An 18587-nucleotide genomic window follows, 5' to 3' on the forward strand; every position below is an offset into this window, starting at 1 on the left:
GCACCTCGAGCGCGAGCAAACGCACCCCCGACCGGTCCCTGAATCCGATAGGCTCTGGCCGGGACATTGAGGACTCGACCAGCCAGGAGACGAGCATGATCAGCGCGAGCAGGTTCCGGAGCCGCACGGTTCTGCTGGTGACGGCCGGGGCCCTGCTGGCCACCACCGCGGTGGGGTGCAGCCAGGAGCCCAAGGTGATCCGCCCCTACACCCCGGCGGCCGGGGTGAGCGGCGCCAACGACACCGTCAAACTGCGCAACATCGTCCTGGTCGCCCAGGGTGGTCAGGCCCGGCTGTCCGGGATGGCGGTCGCCAGCGCCGACGACGCCATCACCGGGGTCACCGGCAACGCCCTCAAGCCGGACAACTCGGTCGCCGCGGCTCTGGCCCCCAGCACCACCCGGGTGCCCCTCACCCGGCAGACCTCCGTCAACCTCACCGACGCCGGGATCCAGGTCTCCTCCCCCAAGCTCACCGAGGGTCTGCTGGCCTCGGTCACCATCACCTTCAGCCAGGGCGAGCCGATCACCCTCCAGACGCCGGTGGTCTCGGCCTCCCACGCGGACTTCTCCCCCGCGGCGCCGACCCCCACCCACTCCTGAGCCGCGCCCCGCAGGACCTCGGCAGAGCTGGGAGTCCCGGGACCGGGAAGTCCTCAGAACTGGGCAGTCCTCAGTCGAACTTGTAGCCCAGTCCCCGCACCGTGATCACCCGCACCGGGTGGGACGGGTCAGCCTCGATCTTGCCGCGCAGCCGCTTGATGTGGACGTCGAGGGTCTTGGTGTCCCCGACGTAGTCGTTGCCCCAGACCAGGTCGATGAGCTGGCCGCGGGTCATCACCCTCCCCGCGTTGCGCAGCAGCACCTCCAGCACCTCGAACTCCTTGAGGGCTAGGGACACCTCGGCCCCGTCGACGGTCACCTCGTGGCGCTCCACGTCCATCCGCACGCCGCCCTCCTCGAGGATGTCGTCGACCGCCTCCTGGTCGTGGCCGCGTCTCAGCACCGCGCGGATCCGGGCCACCAGCTCGCGGTGGCTGAACGGCTTGGTGACGTAGTCGTCGGCCCCCAGCTCCAGGCCGACCACCTTGTCGATCTCGGAGTCGCGGGCGGTGACCATGATGATCCCGACATTGCCGCGGGCCCTCAGCTGGCGGCAGACATCGGTGCCGGGCATCCCCGGCATCATGAGGTCCAGCAGCACGATGTCGGCCCCCGCGGCGTCGTACTCGGCGAGCCCGGCCAGGCCGTCGGCGGCCTCCACCACCTCGAACCCCTCCTTGCGCAGCATGTAGGCAGTGGCGTCGCGGTAGGACTCCTCGTCCTCGATGATCAGCACTCGGGTCATGACGTCTCCTCGGAGGATGGGTGGTGCATCGGAAATCGAAGGGTGAAGGTGGAGCCCTGCCCGACCTTGCTCCAGACCGACACCGATCCGCCGTGCACGCGGGCGGTGTGCTTGACCAGGGACAGGCCCAGGCCGGTGCCGCCGCTGGCCCGGGAGCGCGCCTGGTCGACCCGGTAGAAGCGCTCGAAGATCCGCTTCTGGTCGTCCTGGCTGATCCCGATCCCGTTGTCGGTGACGGCGATCTCGACGACCCGCAGGTCGCCCTCCCGGCCCTCCCGGGTGATCACCGAGACCCGCGCCCGGGGTCCGGAGTAGGCGATCGCGTTCTGGACGAGGTTCGCCACCGCGTCGATGAGCGGGCCGGGATCGCCCATCACGGTGAGTCCGGGGGCGCAGCGCACCACCAGATTGATGTGCCGGGAACGGGCCAGCTCGTCCATCCGGTGGACGGCCTTGTGCACCACCTCGGAGACGTCGGTCGGCTCGGCGCGCAGCAGCGGCTGGTCGGACTGAAGTCGCGACAGGGCGATCACCTGGGTCACCAGGCTGGACAGCCGGACGGCCTCGGTGTGCAGCCGGGTGGCGAAGTGCCGCACCGCGTCAGGATCGTCGGCGGCGTCCTCCACCGCCTCGGCGAGGATCGAGACGGCGCCGATCGGCGTCTTCAACTCGTGGCTCACATTGGCCAGGAAGTCGTTGCGGGCCTGTTCGACGCGGATCATCGCGCTGCGGTCGTCGGCGAGCACCAAGGCGCTGCCGTGCTCATCCATCGGTGCCGCGCGGACCACCATGTGGAGCACCGGGACGCTCGGGTTGGGCCGCACGTCGAGATCCTGGACCTCGGTCTGCTCCTCGCGCCGGCAGCGGCGGACCATGTCGAGCAGTTCGGGGTCGACGATCCGGGAGCCCTCGACCAGTCCGATGGAGATGGCCTGCTCGGTGGCGTAGAGCACCTCGTCATGGTCCCCGACGACGATGCCGGGTCCGTTGCGCAGATCGAGGGCGCTGATCAGGGTCGGGTCGACCTCCGGCTCCCAGGTGTCGGTGTCCAGGGTGTCGGGAGGGTTGCGTGCCGCGCTGACGGTGCGCTCGATGAGCCATGTCAGGGCCGCTCCGACCACCAGGCCGATCAGCCCTGCCAACCACCAGTTCACAGCCCAGATCATAGGAGTTGCACCGCCCCCGGGACGACCTGACGGCGTCCCCGCCGGGCATGTTCACCGAGGGTTCACGGACGGTTCGCCGCGATGACAGTCAGCGTCGGGGGCGCCCACTAGGCTGTCGACCAGCCGAGGACACCGCCCGGGGTGACTCCTGGCTGACAAGGAGGATCCATGCGCGAGAGCTACCACGACGAGCTGGCCGCCAACACCAATGACGTCGTCACCATGTCGGCCCTGGTGCGCACCGCCGTCGAGCGGGCCACCGCGGCCCTCATCGACGCCGACCTGGCCGTCGCCGAGGAGGTCATCAGCGCCGACTCGAAGCTCGATGCGCTCCACGACGAGATCGAGCAGCGCTCGTTCAATCTTCTGGCCCGCCAGGCCCCGGTCGCCGGGGAGCTGCGCACCGTCGTGGCCGTGCTGCGGATGTGCTACGAACTGTCGAGGATGGGTGATCTGGCCGTGCACGTCGCCGAGACCGCCCGGCACCGCTACCCCGACCACGCGGTCCCCGATCCGGTCGCCCAGCAGTTCACCAAGATGGCGACGATCGCCGACAAGATGATCGCCACTGCCGGCCAGACCCTGGTGGACCGCGACGTCGAGGACGCCAAGAAACTGGCCAGTCAGGACACCGCGATCGACGACATCCGCGCCGAGCAGTTCCGGATGCTGCTGAGCGACACCTGGCAGTACGGCGTCGAGGAGGCCGTCGACACGGCCCTGCTGGGGCGCTACTACGAGCGGATCGCCGACCACGCGGTGGCGATCGGCTCCCGGGTGATCTACATCGTCACCGGTGAGGCCCCCGAGGGCGAGGACTGGCCGAAGGCCTTCTGAGCAGGAACGCAGTCTTAACAGCAACGCAGTCTGAGCAGGAACGCAATGTGGTGCGGCCCGGGAACCGAGGTTCCCGGGCCGCACCACATTCTTGCCGGACCGTCCCGCCCCTGAGGCCGGGAGGGTCAGCGGTTCACTTCTTGGCGCCCTGGTTGGCGACAGCCTTCTGTCCGGCGGCGGCGGCCTCCGGGTCGAGGTAGCGGCCACCCTTGACCAGCGGCTTGAGGGAGTCGTCCAGCTCGTAGTAGAGCGGGATGCCGGTGGGGATGTTGAGCCCGGCGATGTCGTCGTCGCTGATCTCGTCGAGGTGCTTGACGAGGGCGCGCAGGGAGTTGCCGTGGGCGGCGACCAGGACGGTCTTGCCGGCCTTGAGGTCGGGGACGATGCCCGACTCCCAGTACGGCATCATCCGTGCCACGACGTCCTTGAGGCACTCGTGCAGCGGACGCTCGTCAGCCGGGATGTCGGCGTAGCGGGGATCGTTGAACTGGCTGAACTCGCCGTCCTTGTCGATCGCCGGCGGCGGGACGTCGTAGGAACGGCGCCATGCCATGAACTGGGTCTCGCCGTACTTCTCACGGATCTCGGACTTGTTGAGCCCCTGGAGGGAGCCGTAGTGGCGCTCGTTGAGCCGCCAGGAACGGCGCACCGGGATCCAGTGGCGGTCGCAGCCGTCCAGCGCCAGGTAGGCGGTGTGGATGGCTCGACGCAGCAGAGAGGTGTGGACGACGTCGGGCAGCAGGTTCTCGGACTTGAGGAGACCGGCGGCATTCGCCGCCTCCTTCTCGCCCTTCTCATTGAGGTCGACGTCAACCCAGCCGGTGAACAGGTTCTTCGAGTTCCACTCGCTCTCGCCGTGGCGGAGCAGAATCAGCTTGAAGGTCATGTTTCCACCATATCCGCCGCGTTCCCTCCAGACAGCCCCGGGACCGACCCGCGAACGCGGGTCGCAGCTGAGCTTCTGGCGACCGGGGGCGACCGGCGAGAGTGTCTGCAATGAGCTGGACTGAACTGGTCATGAGGCCGTGAACAGCGCTGATCCCTCATCGGGAGGATGCGCCGAAGACACACATATGCAGAATGTTGCGGACCGGACGCGCCATCGGCAGCGCCATCGGTTATCGTCGTGGTGTTGTCCTGCCCACCCGATCAAGGAAGAGCCCATATGTCCACTCGCACCACCACCATTGCCGCAGCCAGTGGCCTGCACGCGCGTCCCGCCGCCATGTTCGTCCAGGCGGCCTCCAAGTCGGGTCTGGCAGTGACCATCGGCCGGCCCGGCGAGACCCCGGTGGATGCCCGCAGCATCCTGTCGGTGATGGGCCTGGGCGCCAAGTTCGGCGAGACCGTCGAACTGTCCGCCGAGGGCGACAACGCCGACGAGGTCCTCGACACCCTGGTCGCCAACCTGCAGACCGATCCGGAGGCCTGAGTCAGATGCAGACCCTCACAGGGCTGGGTGTCTCGGCCGGCGTCGGCCAGGCACAGGCCCTTGTCGTCTCGCCCGCCCCGGGTCTTCCCGAGGTCGACCCGAAGGGTGAGGTCAAGGATGATCTGAAGAAGATCACCGTCGCCCTCAACAAGGTCGCCGACCGGCTCGACTACCGGGCCATGCACGCCGACTCCTCGGGTCTGGCGGTGCTCACCGCCACCGCCATGATGGCTCGCGATCCGGGACTGGTGGCCAAGGTGGAGGCCCACCTCCACACCGGCGCCGGCCCGGCCCGCGCGCTGTGGGACGCCTTCGACGAGTTCTGCGACCAGCTGGCGGCCGCCGGCGGTTACCTCGCCGAGCGGGTCACCGACCTCAAGGACGTCCGCTCCCGGGCCCTGGCGGTCCTGGAGGGGCTTCCCGAGCCTGGCGTCCCGACCCTGGACCGTCCGGCCATTCTGGTCGCCGAGGACCTGGCCCCGGCCGACACCGCCACCCTCAACCCCGAGCTGGTGAAGGGACTGATCACCGCCGCCGGCGGACCGACCTCCCACACCGCGATCCTGGCTGCCCAGATCGGCATCCCGGCCATCGTGCGCTGCCCGGAGGCCCGCTCCATCGTCACCGGGACGAACCTCGCCCTCGACGGAGTCACCGGTACCGTCCTCATCGATCCCGAGGACGCCGCGGTGATCAAGCTCACCGAGCGCGCCGACAAGCGCAAGCAGGTGCTCGAGTCCGCCCCCGAGGGCGAGTCGTGCACCTCCGACGGGCTGCGGGTGCTCACCCTGGCCAATATCGGCTCTCCCGCCGACGCCGTGACCGCCAAGAAGAAGGGGGCCGAGGGTGTCGGACTGTTCCGCACCGAGTTCCTCTTCCTCGAGCGTCAGGACGCACCCAGCAAGGCCGAGCAGGCCGACGTCTACGCCCAGGTGCTGAGCACCTTCGACGAGGACGCCAAGGTGGTCTTCCGCACCCTGGACGCCGGGGCGGACAAGCCCCTGGCCTTCGCCGATCTGGGCCCGGAGGACAACCCGGCCCTGGGACGTCGCGGTCTGCGGCTCTCCCAGGTGCGCACCGATCTGATGGACACCCAGCTGGCCGCGCTGGCCGAGGCGGCCCGCAAGACCGACCGGATGCCCTATGTGATGGCACCGATGGTGGCCACCCCCGCCGAGGCCAAGTGGTTCTCCTCGCGGGCCCGCAAGGCCGGCCTGAGCACCGTGGGTGTGATGGTCGAGGTGCCCGCGGCGGCGCTGCGCTCCTCGCAGGTGCTGGAGACGGTCGAGTTCGCCTCGATCGGCACCAACGACCTGACCCAGTACGCGATGGCCGCCGACCGTCTGCAGGGCGAGCTCTCCGAGCTCCTCACCCCCTGGCAGCCGGCCGTCATCCAGCTGGTCAAGGCCACCTGTGACGGTGCCGGGGACCGGCTGATCGGCGTCTGCGGCGAGGCCGCCGGCGATCCGCTGCTGGCCCTGGTGCTGGTCGGCGTCGGGATCCGTTCGCTGTCGATGGCTGCCGGGAAGATCCAGGCGGTCAAGGCGGCACTGGCGATGCACACCACCGCTCAGTGCGAGGTGATGGCCCAGGCCGCGCTGGCTGCGCCGTCCCCCGAGCTGGCCAAGGCTGCTGCTCTCAAGTTGGCTGATCCGAGCATGGAGGTGCTGGTCTCCTGAGTCCGGCTGCTGCCGGGTTCTGAGAACGCCCGCCGTTCGGCACACGATCCGCCCCGACACCGCTGGGTGTCGGGGCGGATCACTGTTCATGTGCCTTCACGGCGTCCTGCGCCGGTCTCTCGCCCGGAGTCCGGCCCGGATCCGTCGCCCGATCCCTGCGCTGTCCCAAGCCCTGTTCGCAACTACTTCCCGGCTCAAGATCAGACCCTCTCCGGAGCCGGCCCGAATCCAGTCCTGACCTTGGCCTCTCACCCGAGCCCAGGCCCTCTCCGGATCGATTCCCGGGATCCGTCCGGTGTGCTCCGATGCGCCCGTCCCCGGGGCGGCCCTGTCCACAGTCCGGATCTGGCACCGGGCCTCTGGCTGCGGGTAAGAATGTGGGCATGAGTACTGCACTTGTCACAGGAGCCAGTTCCGGAATCGGGGCGGCCACCGCCCGCGCCCTGGCGGCCGACGGATGGACGGTGATCTGCGCGGCCCGGCGCAACGACCGGATCGAAGCGCTGGCCCTGGAGATCGGAGGCCGGTCGGTGGTCTGCGACGTCACGTCCGAGGAGTCGGTCGCCGGTCTGATCGAGGCCGTCGGACCGGAGCTGGACCTGCTGGTCAACAATGCCGGTGGGGCGATCGGCCAGGAGCCCGTCGACCAGGCGGACCTGGACGCCTGGCAGACCATGTACCAGACCAACGTGCTGGGCACCGCCAGAGTCACCAAGGCGCTGCTGCCGGCCCTGGAGAAGGCCCGCGGAGAGATCGTCTTCATGACCTCCACCGCCGCCGATGCCGGATACGAGGGCGGTGCCGGCTACAACGCCGCCAAGGCCGGTGAGCGGATGATCGCCGAGGCGCTCAGGCTCGAGCTGTTCGACCGTGATGTGCGGATCGCCGAGATCTGCCCCGGGATGGTCCACACCGACGAGTTCTCCCTCAACCGGTTCCACGGTGACCAGTCGCGGGCGAACAATGTGTACGCCGGGGTGGCCGAGCCGCTCACCGCCGAGGACATCGCCGAGTGCGTCCGGTGGATCGCCGGGCTCCCCCACCACGTCAACATCGACCGGATCACGGTCCGTCCCCGCGCCCAGGCGTCCCAGTTCAAGGTCTTCCGCGAGACCAAGTAGGTCGCAGCCGATCACCTCCGGCCCAGGACAACCTCGGCTGACCGTCTGAAGGCCCAGGGGGAGCTTCCGCAGCCCGTCCCACCTATCCTCCACCAGTTCCCACCTGCGCCGCCGCCTCCGACGTCCTCCCACCTCCTCCGCCGCCTCCCTCTTCCTCTCTTCCGCCTCCCTCTTCCGCGTTGATCCAGTTACTCGGCGTTGATCCTCTTGCAAGAGGATCAACGCCGAGTAACTGGATCAACGCGACAAAATGGGCAGGGAGACAGGGTTTCTCGACGTCTGGAGCAGAAGAACTGGATCAACGCCGAGTAACTGGATCAACGCGACACGGCAGGCAGGGAGGGAGACGAGGGAACCTGGTGGGACGCCGACGACGTCACGGACGCCTGGGGATTTGGACAGACGCCGCACCCTGCCCACAGACGCCACGACGCCGCGCTCCCCGAAAGGAGCGCGGCGTCGTTGAATCCGCGTGAGAGACGGTTCCGGCCGACCACTAGAACCGGCCAGAATCCCCGTCCCAGACCTGGAGGGCCGAACCAGGGCGAGCCCTCAGACAACGGTCTGAAGACCCACCCGAGGCCGGACCCCACCAAATCAGAGGGCTGAACCTCAGCCCAGAGCCACCAGGCCCTGGCCACCCTGAACGGCGTCCCCGACGGCCACCAGGATCCCGGTGACCTTTCCGTCGGAGGGAGCGGCGATCTCGGTCTCCATCTTCATGGCCTCCAGCGTCAGCAGAACGTCGCCGGCCTTGACCGCGTCGCCCTCCTTGACGAGGATCTTGGCGACGGTTCCGGCCAGCGGGGCCGGAACCTCACCGGCACCGGCCTTCCCGGCGCCACCGCCACTGGCGGGAGCCAGTGCCGGGCCGCCCGCTCCGCCGCCGAACAGGATCGGCGGGATGGGCGAATTGTTGGACTTGTCGACATCAACGTCAACGTCGTACGCGACGCCGTTGACGGTCACCTTGAGCTTCATTGTCAGTCTCTCCGGGTCAACGAATGGAATGGTTCTGGAGCGTCCTGCGACCCTGACGGGTCCAGTTCTCACTCGGGGCGAAACGGATGGCCTGGACCTTTCCGTCGTCACCCAGGTAGGCCGCCACGGCCGCACTGATCGCAGTCACGACGTCCTCCGGGACGTCGGCGCTGACCGCCTTCAGGCGGCTCACGTCGGCCTCCAGAGCGGACAACCGCTTGGTGAGCGTCTCGATGACGCGATCCTTCTCGTTGTCAGTCATCAGTTTCTCCGATCAGCACGGCATGTTCCCGTGCTTCTTGGCCGGCCTGGACTGACGCTTGCTGGCGTAGGTCTCCAGGGCGGAAGTGATCTTGCGACGGGTGTCGGCCGGGTCGATGACGTCGTCAACCTGTCCGCGGCCGGCGGCCACGTACGGGGTGTTGAAGGCGTCCCGGTACTCCTCGATCTTCTCGGCGCGGGTGGCGGCCGGGTCGTCGGAGGCCTCGATCTCCCTGCGGAAGATCACGTTGGCGGCACCGTCGGCACCCATCACGGCGATCTCGGCGGTCGGCCATGCGTAGACGGCGTCGGCACCCAGGTCACGGTTGCACATGGCCAGGTAGGAGCCGCCGTAGGCCTTGCGGATCACCACGGTGATCTTCGGGACGGTGGCCTCGGAGTAGGCGTAGAGCATCTTCGCGCCGTGGCGGATGATGCCGCCGTACTCCTGCTGGACGCCGGGCAGGAAGCCGGGGACGTCCACCAGCTGGACCAGCGGGATGTTGAACGAGTCGCAGAAGTTGATGAACTCCGCGGCCTTGTCGGATGCGTCGATGTCGAGGCAGCCGGACATCACCTTGGGCTGGTTGGCCACGATGCCCACGGAACGACCGTTGATCCTGGCGAAGGCGGTGACGATGTTGGTCGCCCAGCCCGCCTTGACCTCCAGGTAGTCGCCCCAGTCGACGATCTTGGCGATGACATCGCGGATGTCATAGCCCTTCTTCCCGTCCAGCGGCACGATGTCGCGCAGCTCCGGAACCGGGGAGACGTCGTTGTTCGGGAACTCGATCGCCGCGTCCTGGGTGTTGTTCTGCGGCAGGAAGCTCAGCAGCTTCTTGGCGATCAGCATCGCGGCGTCGTCGTCCTCGGCCACGAAGTGAATGTTGCCGGAGGTCGACATATGGGCCTCGGCGCCACCCAGCTGGTCGGCGGTCACGTCCTCACCGGTCACCGACTTGATGACGGCAGGGCCCGTGATGAACATGTGGGCCTGCTTGGTCATGATGATGAAGTCGGTGAGGGCCGGGGAGTACGAGGCACCACCGGCGCACGGGCCGGCGATGATCGCGATCTGCGGAACCACACCGGACAGCTTGACGTTCGCGTAGAACATCTTGCCGTAACCGGACAGGGAGTCGATGCCCTCCTGGATTCGGGCGCCGCCCGAGTCGTAGCAGAACAGGAACGGGGTGCCGGTCAGCAGCGCCTGTTCCATGGTCTCGACGACCTTGGTCGACTGCGTCTCGCCCGCGGACCCGCCCATCACGGAGAAGTCCTGGGAGGCCACGTGGACCGGACGGCCGTTGATGGTGCCGCGACCGGTCACCACGCCGTCGGCCGGAACCACTGCCTTGTCCATCCCGAACAGCGTGGTGCGGTGCTGACGGAACGCGCCGACCTCGTCGAAGGAATGGGCGTCCAGCAGGGTGTCGATGCGCTCGCGGGCGGTCTTCTTGCCCTTGTCGCGCTGCTTCTGGAGGCGCTTCTCGCCGCCGCCGAGTTCAATCTTGTGACGCTCCTCGGCGAGCTGCTCGATCCGACCCTCCATGGTGTCGGCGAGCTTCACATGCTTCTTCTCAGCCATGATTGGCAATCATCCTCACGCAGGCTCGACGGTCACGTCGTGGCTGCGGCCACCGACCGTGACGCTGTAATTGACCGGGCCCTGGACCCCGGAAGGACCGGTGCCCTCGGCCTCGGCCTTCATCTGGGCCTCGGTCATCGCGACGCTCTTGGGGCCCTGCGGGCGCTCCTTGAAGAACTTCGGGGCGACTCCCGGGAACAGGGCATTGGTGAGGACGTCCTCATCGGTGCCGTCGAATCCCTCGAGCTCGGAGGACTGCTTGACCAGCTCGTCCCACTCGTTGTCGATGAGATCGGCCGGGCGGCAGTCGATCGGCTTCTTGCCGGTCTGCTTCTCGGCGCGCTTGATCAGCTCCGGGTTGAGGTCGCCGACGGGCTTGCCGTAGTAGCCGAGCATCAGGTCGGCGAACTCGGCGGTGAGGGTCTTGTAGTCGCCATTGCCCATCAGGACGTTGAACACCGCCTGGGTGCCGACGATCTGGGAGGACGGGGTGACCAGAGGCGGGTACCCGGCGTCCTTGCGGACCCTCGGGACCTCCCTCATGACCTCGTCGGTGCGGCCCGAGGCGCCCTGGGCGGCCAGCTGGGACTCCATGTTGGAGAGCATCCCGCCGGGGATCTGGGACTTGAAGATGTTGGTGTTGACCAGCGTCTTCGACTCGAACTTCTTGTACTTCGGGCGAACCTTCTTGAAGTGGTCGCGAATCTTGATGAGGCGGTCCATGTCCAGGCCGGTCTCGTAGCCGGTGCCCTCGAGCATCTCGACCAGCGACTCGGTCGGGTTGTGGCCGGGCCCCAGCGACATCGAGGAGATGGCGGTGTCGACGACGTCGACTCCGGCCTCGATGGCCTTCATCAGGGTGACCAGGGTGACGCCCGTGGTGGAGTGGCAGTGCAGGTTGATCTGCACGTCGGGGTGGTTCTCCTTGATGCCCTTGATGATGTCGTAGGCGGGCTGCGGCTTCAGCAGGGCGGCCATGTCCTTGAAGGCGATGGAGTCGGCACCCATGTCGATCAGCCGGTCGGCCTGCTTGATGAAGCTCTCCGGGGTGTGAATCGGGGAGGTGGTGTAGCAGATGGTGCCCTGGGCGTGCTTGCCGGTCTTCTTGACGGCCTGCATGGCGCGCTCGAGGTTGCGCGGATCGTTGAGAGCGTCGAACACGCGGAAGACGTCCATGCCGTTCTCGGCGGACTTCTCCACGAACTTGTCGACGACGTCGTCGGCGTAGTGCCGGTAGCCCAGCAGGTTCTGGCCACGCAGCAGCATCTGGAGACGGGTGTGAGGCATCAGCTTGCGGAATGTCCGCAGCCGCTCCCACGGGTCCTCATTGAGGAATCGGATACAGGAATCGAAGGTAGCTCCACCCCAACACTCTGCGGACCAGTAGCCAGCTGCGTCGATGTCGGCACAGGCACCGACCATGTCCTCCATGGCCATGCGGGTTGCAATCAGGCTCTGATGCGCGTCGCGGAGCGCGAGCTCGGTAACGCCAATCTTTCGCGGACTCATACCCCTTATCCTTGCACCCGCGACCGACACTCGCAGCGCAGGGGTCGTCCTTCAGAAGCTGAACATTGTTCAGTCTGCGGTGGGCCAGTTGCCGTCCGGTTCCAACTGTCCCTCCCACTGTTTGACGGCCGCGACCAGGGCGAACGACAGGCTCACCAGCAGCGCCCAGGAACCCCATTTGCCGACGTGGACCAGATGCCATCCGGATGCCTGGTCGGGGTACCGCCAGGCCCCCAGCAGGGTGGCCAGATTCTCGGCGACCCACAGCGCCGCGCCGATCAGCACGAAGGCCGCCCACAGCGGCATCCAGTACCAGCGCAGGCCGACCCGGAACCACACCCGGCTGCGCCACAGCACCGCCACGAAGGCCAGCGCCAGGATCACCCGCAGATCGGGCAGCCAGTGGTGGGTGAAGAAGTTCGCGTAGGAGCAGCCCGCCAGCACCACCATCGCGGCAGCCGGGTAGTGGGAGACCCGCAGGGCGAACCGCCGGAAGGCCTGACAGATGTAGGAGCCGACGCTGGCGTACATGAACCCGGAGAAGGCCGGCACCCCGGCGATCCTGAGCAGCCCGGGATCGGGGTATCCCCAGGACCCCATGTGGGTCTTGAAGATCTCCAGGCCCAGACCCAGCAGGTGGAAGCAGCAGATCACCGCCAGCTCGCGGCCGGTCTCCACGCGCATCGCCACCAGTACCAGCTGCACCACCAGGGCGTAGCCGAACAGGACGTCGTAGCGGGCCACCGGCGGATCCCACACCGACCACACCCCGATGGTGAGGGCCAGTCCGGCCACCAGGGCGATCGGGAAGACGCAGCACTGCACCTGGATGAGGGCGAACCGCCACAACTGGCCCCAGAACCCGGGCCGGACCGGACGCAGCAGTGGGGCCGGCCCGACCGGGCCGACCCCACTGCTGTTCATCTGTTCTCGAATCTGTTGTCGAGCCGATCCGGGGAGGATCAGGCGGTCATCGAGGTGCCCTTGGAGCCGAGCTCCTCGCAGGCCTCGACGATACGGGCGGACATCCCGGCCTCGGCCTTCTTGCCCCAGGCGCGGGGGTCGTAGTCCTTCTTGTTGCCGACCTCGCCGTCGATCTTGAGGACGCCGGCGTACTTGGTGAAGAAGTGGTCGGCGACCGGACGCGAGAACGCGTACTGGGTGTCGGTGTCGACATTCATCTTGATGACGCCGTAGGACACCGCGTCGGCGATCTCCTGGGGGGTCGAGCCGGATCCGCCGTGGAAGACGAGATCGAAGGGCTTGTCCTTGCCGTACTTGGCGCCGCAGGCGTCCTGGATCTCCTTGAGGATCTCCGGGCGCAGCTTGACGTGTCCGGGCTTGTAGGCGCCGTGCACGTTGCCGAAGGTCAGGGCCGTGGTGTAGCGGCCCTTCTCGCCGAGACCGAGCACCTCGAGGGTGCGCATCCCGTCGGCGACGGTGGTGTACAGCTTGTCGTTGATCTCACCGGTGACGCCGTCCTCCTCGCCACCGACAGCACCAACCTCGATCTCGAGGATGATGTGGGCCTTGGCGGCCTTGGTGAGAAGCTCGTCGGCGATCTGCAGATTCTCCTCGAGCTCAATGGCCGATCCGTCCCACATGTGGGAGTTGAAGATCGGGTCCAGGCCCTTGTCGACCCGCTCCTGGGAGAGGGCGATGAGGGGACGGACGTAGGAGTCCAGCTTCTCCTTCTGGCAGTGGTCGGTGTGCAGGCCCACGGTCACCGGGTAGTTCTTGGAGACGGTGCGGGCGTACTCGGCCAGCGCGACGGCGCCGGTGACCTTGTCCTTGATGGTCTGGCCGGAGGCGTACTCGGCGCCGCCGGTGGAAATCTGAATGATGCCGTCAGAGCCTGCGTCGGTGAAACCCTGCAGGGCGGCATTGACGGTCTGCGAGGAGGTGACGTTGATCGCCGGGTAGGCGAAGGCCTTGGCCTTGGCCCGGTCGATCATCTCTGCGTAGACCTCAGGTGTTGCGATGGGCATATGTGTGCCTTTCTGCTGATGTACTCGCGATGACGGCATCCATTCTCGCGCACTTTCGTCGCGAGCGCCGACCCGACCCGTGGGCAGCTGCGCGGAAACGGCCCGGAACGGCTCAGAAGGGACGGTCCAGACCGGTGACGTCGAGCCCGAGGCGGCCCCCCGACCATGCCCGGGCGGCCGAGTCGATGGCTCCGGGCAGGGCGTCCAGCCAGGAGACCGGCACCTCCCAGCGATGTCCGGCGGCGTCCACCAGGCGCACCACCGGCCCCGATCCCATGCTGCTGCCGAGGACCGCGAACTCCTGGACGTCGTGCCAACCGACCAGGTCCAGGGCCGGGTCGGCGGGATGGGCCGGGACGGTCTGGAAGCCGTCGGCGGCGTCCTCCTCGCGGGTCGATCGGCGCGGCCCGGTGACCCGCTGCTCGCGTCTCATCGCGATGCCGCAGGGGTCCAGCCGCAGCACGACCCCCTCGTTGATGGTGAGCAGGTCCTTGCGCGCCGCCCTCAGCCGCAGGTTCTGGATGATGAACAGGACCGCGAAGACGACCAGCCAGCCGACCAGCATGCCCGCCAGGGTGCCCAGGTCGAAGGAGGACCGGGTGATCGCCCAGATGAGGGCGACGACGGCGACGATGACCAGGGCCTGGAGGGCCAGCCTCAGCCGGGTCGCCTGGTGGCGGGCCACCCGCCCGGCCGCCGGAACGGGGTTGTAGGCAACCTCCAGGGCCGGTCCGCCATCGTCTGTCATGGAGCCGAGCCTAGTGGGGGTCGGCCCGGCGCAAGGACTCAGAGGAGGGGTCGGTGGTGCGGTGCCCACTGGAGGGACCAGTGGTACATCGCGATCGCCGAGGCCGCCCCGGCGTTGATGGAGCGGGTCGATCCGTACTGGGTGATCGCCACCAGGGACCGACAGCCGGCAACCACCTCGTCGGTCAGTCCGGGACCCTCCGATCCGAACACCAGGCAGCAGTCGCGGGGCAGTTCGGCCTCCTCCAGGGGGACCGATCCGGGCAGGTTGTCGACCCCCACCGGGGTGACGCCGTGCTCGTCGAGCCAGTCGAAGAACTGCTCGGCCGTCTCGTGGTGGTGGACGTCGAGGTAGCGGTCGGTGACCATCGCGCCGCGCCGGTTCCAGCGTCGTCGTCCCAGGATGTGCACCCCGGAGACGTTGAAGGCGTTGGCGGTGCGCACCACCGAGCCGATGTTGAAGTCGTGCTGCCAGTTCTGGATGGCGATGTGCAGCGGGCTGCGGTGGGTGTCCAGTTCGGCGACGATCGCCTCGACGCTCCAGTAGCGGTACCGGTCGATGACGTTGCGCCGGTCCCCCTCCCTCAGCAGCTCGCGGTCGTAGCGCGGGTCGGTGGGCCAGGGCTCGGGCATCGGGCCCACCCCCACCTGCGAGGTCGGGCCCTCGCCGGGGTCCCTGCTCGAGTCATTGTCGGGAGCCTTGTCGGAGTCCTTGCCAGGAACCTTCCCGGCGGCCCTGTCGGCGTCCTCCCGACGCCGCCTGGCGGGCGGTGGGAGGCGCACCGACAGGTCCGTCACGGGCGCTTCTGCACAGCTGTCATCCATGGCTCCAACGTATTGTGTCCCCCATGACGAGTGTCGCCTCCCTGTTCACCCCGCTCCTGCTGCCCTCCTGGCTGGACCCCCAGCACATCATTCAGGCGGCCGGAGCGTCGGCCCTGTGGGTGGTCGCCCTCATCGTCTTCGCCGAGTGCGGACTGGCGATCTTCTTCATGCCCGGCGACTCCCTGCTGTTCGCCATCGGGATGTTCACCGCGGTCGGCGTCACCGCCGGATCGGGGCCGCTGATCCAGTACGGGGACCGGTTCACCACCGTGCTGGTGGTCAATGTGGTGCTGCTGGTGGCGGCGGTGGCCGGCAACGTGGTCGGCTACTGGATCGGCCACAAGCTGGGACCGGCCCTGTTCCGCCCGCGCCAAGGGCTGGCGGGCCGGATCCTCAACCCCGCCTATGTCGACAAGACCGACCAGTTCTTCGCCAAGCACGGCTCCTCGACCCTCATCCTGGCCCGTTTCGTGCCGGTGGTGCGGACCTTCGTGACGATGGTCGCCGGGATCGGCCGGATGGACTTCCGCAAGTTCATCTCCTACACCGCGATCGGGGGCGTCGCGTGGGTGCTGATCGCCGTGCAGGCCGGGCACTTCCTGGGCCAGGTGTCCTTCATCAGGGACAACTTCGAGTTGGCGCTCATCCTCATCGTGGTCATCTCGGTCATCCCGATGGCCGTGGAGTGGCTGCGCGCCCGCCGGGTCCAGCCGGTCAGTTCGGAGACCGGCCAGACCCGCTGAGCCGTCGACGGCGCTCGTTCGGCGCCGTCGGCCCCTCCACGTGGTGGATCAGCGGTGATCCACCACCCTCTGCGTCGTGGTGGGTCAGTTGCCGAAAGGACCGCCCTGCTGGTTCTTCGGGAACGGGTTGGCCTCGGTGGCGGGCTGCTGGATCTCGGGCGCAGCGGCGCTGTCGGGCTGCTGGACCTGGTAGCCGGGGGCCGGCGTCTGGTCGCCCTGACCGATCTGCCCCTGCCCGCCCGGCTGGCTCTGTGCCGGACGCTGGCTGATCTCCCCGAAGCTGACGTTGGGGGCGGTGCGCACCGCCGGGTCGTCGACCTGGAAGTAGCCGGCCTTCTCGAAGTGGAACATGTTCGCCACCATGTTCGACGGGAAGCTCTCGATCTTGGTGTTGTAGGCGCGCACATTGGCGTTGTAGTAGCGGCGTCCGGAGGCGATCCGGTCCTCGGTGGAGGCCAGCTCGCGCTGGAGCTCCAGGAAGTTCTCGTTGCTGCGCAGCTGGGGGTAGGACTCCACCTGGGCGATGAGGTTGTGGACCGCCCCGGTGAGCTGGGACTCGACCTGGTCGCGCTGGCCGTCGGGGCCGCCGTGGGAGCCGGCGGCCAGCTGCACGGCCTGGTTGCGCAGCCTGGTGACCTCCTCCAGGGTGTTGCGCTCGTGCGCCGCCCCGGCGCGCACCGTCTCGACCAGGTTGGGGATGAGCTCGTAGCGGCGGTTCAGCTCGACATCGACCTGCCGCCAGGACTCCTGGATGGTGTTGCGCAACTTCACGAAGGAGTTGTACGGCGCGATGAACAGTCCGGCCCCACCCCCGACGACCACGACGAGGAGGATCAGAATGACGATCAGGAGTGTCATCTCGGGGATGCCTTCCGATAGGGGATCTGTCGGCCAGCCTACCGAGGCAGAGGGCGAGCGGTAGGGACGCCGGGAGCCCGCCGGCCTCACGACCCGGGCCAGGGCACAGCGACACAGGAGTGGCTGGTTCCCCGGAATCCCGGCCCCCGGGTCAGGAGACCCGGTGCTGGGTGGACACCAGATGGCCGACGCCGACCGACCGGGCCGAGCTGGGCACCATGTCGCGGTTGGTGGTCAGGGTGATGAGCGGGCGCTGGGCGCTGGCGTCGGGATATCCGGGGACCGGGTCGAGGACCCAGTCGTCGGAGGAGGTCACGGTCAGCGCCGAGGGCGGCACATCGATCCGGTAGGTGAAGACGCTCGAGGGGGTCTCCACGACCACGGTGTCGCCCTTGCGGACCCGGTCCAGGTGGCGGAAGGCGTCGGCCCCGGTGGCCGAGCGTCCGGCCACCGCGAAGTTGCCGGTCTGCCCGGGCAGCACCGACCCCCGGTACCAGGCCAGGCCGTGGTCCAGGGCCGAGGTCGCGTCATCGGTGGAGGCGTACACCGGCCAGGCCCAGTCGGTCCCCAGCCGGGGGATCCGCATCACGGCGATGAGCTTGCCGTCGGCCGGACCCGAGGTCGCCGACGAGGAGCCGGCCGGGGCGGGCGACGCCGACCAGGAGGCCCTGGCTGCCGAGACGGCGACCCGCGCCTTGTCGCCGGCGATCATCGTGCTGCCCCACCAGGTCCAGCCGACCCAGATCGCGGCCACCAGCAGCAGCGCGCACAGTGAGACGACCGTCCAGCCGAAGGGGCGAAGACGCCGTCTGGTGGTGGATGCGCTCTCGGCGCCGCGGGATCGTCTGCTCATTGTCCGTTGCTCTCGGGGGTGAGTCCGGCGCGGTCCATCTCCCACATCCCGACCATCGCCACCCAGGCGTTCATGGTCCTGCTCCAGGTGAGGGTGACGGCCACCACGACCAGTGCCGCGGTGAGCCAGGTGGGGGTGAGGGGGAAGTGGACGTTGCGCCAGAACCATGCCAGCCAGGCGGCCGACAGGGCGGTGAACAGCCAGCGGTCCACCTGATGACCGGTTCTCATCGTCATCGTGAGCACTCCCCCGGCCACCGGCAGCAGCACCATCGGCACCCAGTCACCCGCCGCCAGGCCGAGGGCGAAGGTCTGCATGACCGCTCCCAGAGCTGAGTCGGAGGCCCCGCGCGAGGCCCACCAGATCACTCCGATGCCGAACAGCCAGATCGCGCCGGGACCCATCACGAGGACTCTCACCGCGGTGAGTGCACCCGGCGGTCTGGGCCGCGGGAAGCTGGCGGCGGTGCGTCGCCAGTTCTGCTGGAACTGCGGCGGGACCGGCCACGGGCCGCCAGGGTTTCCTGGGCCTCCGGGTCCCGGTTGCCCGGGCCATCCCGGCTGGGCCGCGTGCCGGGGTGGCTGCGGGCCGCGCTGCTGACCGCCCGGAGGAACGGCCGGGCCCCACTGACCCTGCGGCGGTGGTTGGTGGG

20 protein-coding genes are annotated in these 18587 nt (G+C 68.2%); 6 read left to right on the forward strand and 14 right to left on the reverse strand.

What is annotated here, in order from left to right:
• Nucleotides 1-95: 95 nt before the first annotated feature.
• The gene (locus H590_RS0108110) at nt 96-602 is read left to right on the forward strand and encodes a hypothetical protein (protein WP_028703168.1); all 507 of its coding nucleotides are present in this window, start codon (nt 96-98) and stop codon (nt 600-602) included.
• A 70-nt stretch (nt 603-672) separates the two neighbouring features.
• Here the strand turns inward: H590_RS0108110 and H590_RS0108115 are convergent, their stop codons facing one another.
• Both H590_RS0108115 and H590_RS0108120 read right to left on the reverse strand, forming a co-directional pair.
• Nucleotides 673-1347, reverse strand: coding sequence for a response regulator transcription factor (locus H590_RS0108115; RefSeq protein WP_028703169.1), 675 nt, complete (start codon nt 1345-1347; stop codon nt 673-675).
• Nucleotides 1344-2510: a sensor histidine kinase gene (locus H590_RS0108120; RefSeq protein WP_028703170.1), complete on the reverse strand. Its 1167-nt coding sequence runs from the start codon at nt 2508-2510 to the stop codon at nt 1344-1346. The genes H590_RS0108115 and H590_RS0108120 overlap by 4 nt, the downstream gene beginning before the upstream one ends.
• 171 nt (nt 2511-2681) lie before the next feature.
• Here H590_RS0108120 and phoU point away from each other — a divergent pair, with 171 nt between their 5' ends.
• Nucleotides 2682-3350 (forward strand): phosphate signaling complex protein PhoU, encoded by a 669-nt coding sequence (gene phoU / locus H590_RS0108125; protein WP_028703171.1) that lies wholly within the window; start codon nt 2682-2684, stop codon nt 3348-3350.
• A gap of 133 nt (nt 3351-3483) precedes the next feature.
• Here the strand turns inward: phoU and H590_RS0108130 are convergent, their stop codons facing one another.
• Nucleotides 3484-4236: a phosphoglyceromutase gene (locus tag H590_RS0108130; RefSeq protein ID WP_028703172.1), complete on the reverse strand. Its 753-nt coding sequence runs from the start codon at nt 4234-4236 to the stop codon at nt 3484-3486.
• Nucleotides 4237-4515: 279 nt separating this feature from the next.
• Here H590_RS0108130 and H590_RS0108135 point away from each other — a divergent pair, with 279 nt between their 5' ends.
• The 3 genes from H590_RS0108135 (at nt 4516) to H590_RS0108145 (ending at nt 7582) form a co-directional block, all read left to right on the forward strand.
• A complete protein-coding gene (locus H590_RS0108135; RefSeq protein ID WP_028703173.1) occupies nt 4516-4782 on the forward strand; it encodes an HPr family phosphocarrier protein in 267 nt (88 codons plus the stop codon).
• Nucleotides 4783-4787: 5 nt separating this feature from the next.
• Nucleotides 4788-6461 (forward strand): phosphoenolpyruvate--protein phosphotransferase, encoded by a 1674-nt coding sequence (ptsP, locus tag H590_RS0108140; protein WP_028703174.1) that lies wholly within the window; start codon nt 4788-4790, stop codon nt 6459-6461.
• Nucleotides 6462-6844: 383 nt separating this feature from the next.
• Complete coding sequence (locus H590_RS0108145; protein ID WP_028703175.1) at nt 6845-7582, forward strand: SDR family NAD(P)-dependent oxidoreductase; 738 nt, start codon at nt 6845-6847, stop codon at nt 7580-7582.
• Nucleotides 7583-8194: 612 nt separating this feature from the next.
• Here H590_RS0108145 and H590_RS0108150 read toward each other — a convergent pair.
• From H590_RS0108150 to H590_RS0108185, 8 genes are all read right to left on the reverse strand, one after another.
• The gene (locus tag H590_RS0108150) at nt 8195-8563 is read right to left on the reverse strand and encodes a biotin/lipoyl-containing protein (RefSeq protein ID WP_028703176.1); all 369 of its coding nucleotides are present in this window, start codon (nt 8561-8563) and stop codon (nt 8195-8197) included.
• 16 nt (nt 8564-8579) lie between these two features.
• Nucleotides 8580-8825: a hypothetical protein gene (locus H590_RS0108155; RefSeq protein WP_028703177.1), complete on the reverse strand. Its 246-nt coding sequence runs from the start codon at nt 8823-8825 to the stop codon at nt 8580-8582.
• 12 nt (nt 8826-8837) lie between these two features.
• On the reverse strand, nt 8838-10412 hold the full coding sequence (locus H590_RS0108160) for an acyl-CoA carboxylase subunit beta (RefSeq protein ID WP_028703178.1): 1575 nt from the start codon (nt 10410-10412) through the stop codon (nt 8838-8840).
• 15 nt (nt 10413-10427) lie between these two features.
• Entirely contained in the window at nt 10428-11921 is a 1494-nt protein-coding gene (locus H590_RS0108165) for a methylmalonyl-CoA carboxytransferase subunit 5S (protein ID WP_028703179.1), read from the reverse strand.
• A gap of 69 nt (nt 11922-11990) precedes the next feature.
• Nucleotides 11991-12845 (reverse strand): DUF817 domain-containing protein, encoded by an 855-nt coding sequence (locus H590_RS0108170; RefSeq protein WP_084149368.1) that lies wholly within the window; start codon nt 12843-12845, stop codon nt 11991-11993.
• Nucleotides 12846-12883: 38 nt separating this feature from the next.
• Nucleotides 12884-13909 (reverse strand): class II fructose-bisphosphate aldolase, encoded by a 1026-nt coding sequence (gene fbaA / locus H590_RS0108175; RefSeq protein WP_028703181.1) that lies wholly within the window; start codon nt 13907-13909, stop codon nt 12884-12886.
• 112 nt (nt 13910-14021) lie between these two features.
• Nucleotides 14022-14657: a hypothetical protein gene (locus H590_RS0108180; RefSeq protein WP_051238314.1), complete on the reverse strand. Its 636-nt coding sequence runs from the start codon at nt 14655-14657 to the stop codon at nt 14022-14024.
• Between the two features lie 38 nt (nt 14658-14695).
• Entirely contained in the window at nt 14696-15289 is a 594-nt protein-coding gene (locus tag H590_RS0108185; RefSeq protein WP_028703183.1) for a TrmH family RNA methyltransferase, read from the reverse strand.
• A 215-nt stretch (nt 15290-15504) separates the two neighbouring features.
• On the opposite strand from H590_RS0108185, the gene H590_RS0108190 reads away from it, so the two are divergent.
• Nucleotides 15505-16224, forward strand: coding sequence for a DedA family protein (locus H590_RS0108190; RefSeq protein ID WP_028703184.1), 720 nt, complete (start codon nt 15505-15507; stop codon nt 16222-16224).
• 84 nt (nt 16225-16308) lie between these two features.
• Here the strand turns inward: H590_RS0108190 and H590_RS15630 are convergent, their stop codons facing one another.
• The 3 genes from H590_RS15630 to H590_RS18650 form a co-directional block, all read right to left on the reverse strand.
• Nucleotides 16309-17082 (reverse strand): LemA family protein, encoded by a 774-nt coding sequence (locus H590_RS15630; protein ID WP_051238315.1) that lies wholly within the window; start codon nt 17080-17082, stop codon nt 16309-16311.
• Between the two features lie 151 nt (nt 17083-17233).
• Nucleotides 17234-17935 carry a sortase domain-containing protein gene (locus tag H590_RS17315; RefSeq protein ID WP_051238316.1) on the reverse strand — a complete coding sequence of 234 codons (702 nt, stop codon included), beginning with the start codon at nt 17933-17935 and terminating at the stop codon, nt 17234-17236.
• Nucleotides 17932-18354, reverse strand: a complete 423-nt coding sequence (locus H590_RS18650; protein ID WP_161626011.1) for a hypothetical protein — start codon at nt 18352-18354, stop codon at nt 17932-17934. Before H590_RS18650 ends, H590_RS17315 begins: the two co-directional genes overlap by 4 nt.
• Nucleotides 18355-18587: the final 233 nt, after the last annotated feature.

Source organism: Acidipropionibacterium jensenii DSM 20535, from assembly GCF_000425285.1.
In the GTDB taxonomy this organism is placed as follows: domain Bacteria; phylum Actinomycetota; class Actinomycetes; order Propionibacteriales; family Propionibacteriaceae; genus Acidipropionibacterium; species Acidipropionibacterium jensenii.

Coding starts and splice junctions, on each gene's coding strand:
- H590_RS0108165 (WP_028703179.1), bottom strand. CDS start 11,921: ATGAGTCCGCGAAAGATTGGCGTTACCGAGCTCGCGCTCCGCGACGCG.
- H590_RS0108130 (WP_028703172.1), bottom strand. CDS start 4,236: ATGACCTTCAAGCTGATTCTGCTCCGCCACGGCGAGAGCGAGTGGAAC.
- H590_RS17315 (WP_051238316.1), bottom strand. CDS start 17,935: ATGAGCAGACGATCCCGCGGCGCCGAGAGCGCATCCACCACCAGACGG.
- H590_RS0108170 (WP_084149368.1), bottom strand. CDS start 12,845: ATGAACAGCAGTGGGGTCGGCCCGGTCGGGCCGGCCCCACTGCTGCGT.
- fbaA (WP_028703181.1), bottom strand. CDS start 13,909: ATGCCCATCGCAACACCTGAGGTCTACGCAGAGATGATCGACCGGGCC.
- H590_RS0108190 (WP_028703184.1), top strand. CDS start 15,505: ATGACGAGTGTCGCCTCCCTGTTCACCCCGCTCCTGCTGCCCTCCTGG.
- H590_RS0108160 (WP_028703178.1), bottom strand. CDS start 10,412: ATGGCTGAGAAGAAGCATGTGAAGCTCGCCGACACCATGGAGGGTCGG.
- H590_RS0108145 (WP_028703175.1), top strand. CDS start 6,845: ATGAGTACTGCACTTGTCACAGGAGCCAGTTCCGGAATCGGGGCGGCC.
- H590_RS15630 (WP_051238315.1), bottom strand. CDS start 17,082: ATGACACTCCTGATCGTCATTCTGATCCTCCTCGTCGTGGTCGTCGGG.
- phoU (WP_028703171.1), top strand. CDS start 2,682: ATGCGCGAGAGCTACCACGACGAGCTGGCCGCCAACACCAATGACGTC.
- H590_RS0108135 (WP_028703173.1), top strand. CDS start 4,516: ATGTCCACTCGCACCACCACCATTGCCGCAGCCAGTGGCCTGCACGCG.
- H590_RS0108110 (WP_028703168.1), top strand. CDS start 96: ATGATCAGCGCGAGCAGGTTCCGGAGCCGCACGGTTCTGCTGGTGACG.
- H590_RS0108155 (WP_028703177.1), bottom strand. CDS start 8,825: ATGACTGACAACGAGAAGGATCGCGTCATCGAGACGCTCACCAAGCGG.
- H590_RS0108180 (WP_051238314.1), bottom strand. CDS start 14,657: ATGACAGACGATGGCGGACCGGCCCTGGAGGTTGCCTACAACCCCGTT.
- ptsP (WP_028703174.1), top strand. CDS start 4,788: ATGCAGACCCTCACAGGGCTGGGTGTCTCGGCCGGCGTCGGCCAGGCA.
- H590_RS0108150 (WP_028703176.1), bottom strand. CDS start 8,563: ATGAAGCTCAAGGTGACCGTCAACGGCGTCGCGTACGACGTTGACGTT.
- H590_RS0108115 (WP_028703169.1), bottom strand. CDS start 1,347: ATGACCCGAGTGCTGATCATCGAGGACGAGGAGTCCTACCGCGACGCC.
- H590_RS0108185 (WP_028703183.1), bottom strand. CDS start 15,289: ATGCCCGAGCCCTGGCCCACCGACCCGCGCTACGACCGCGAGCTGCTG.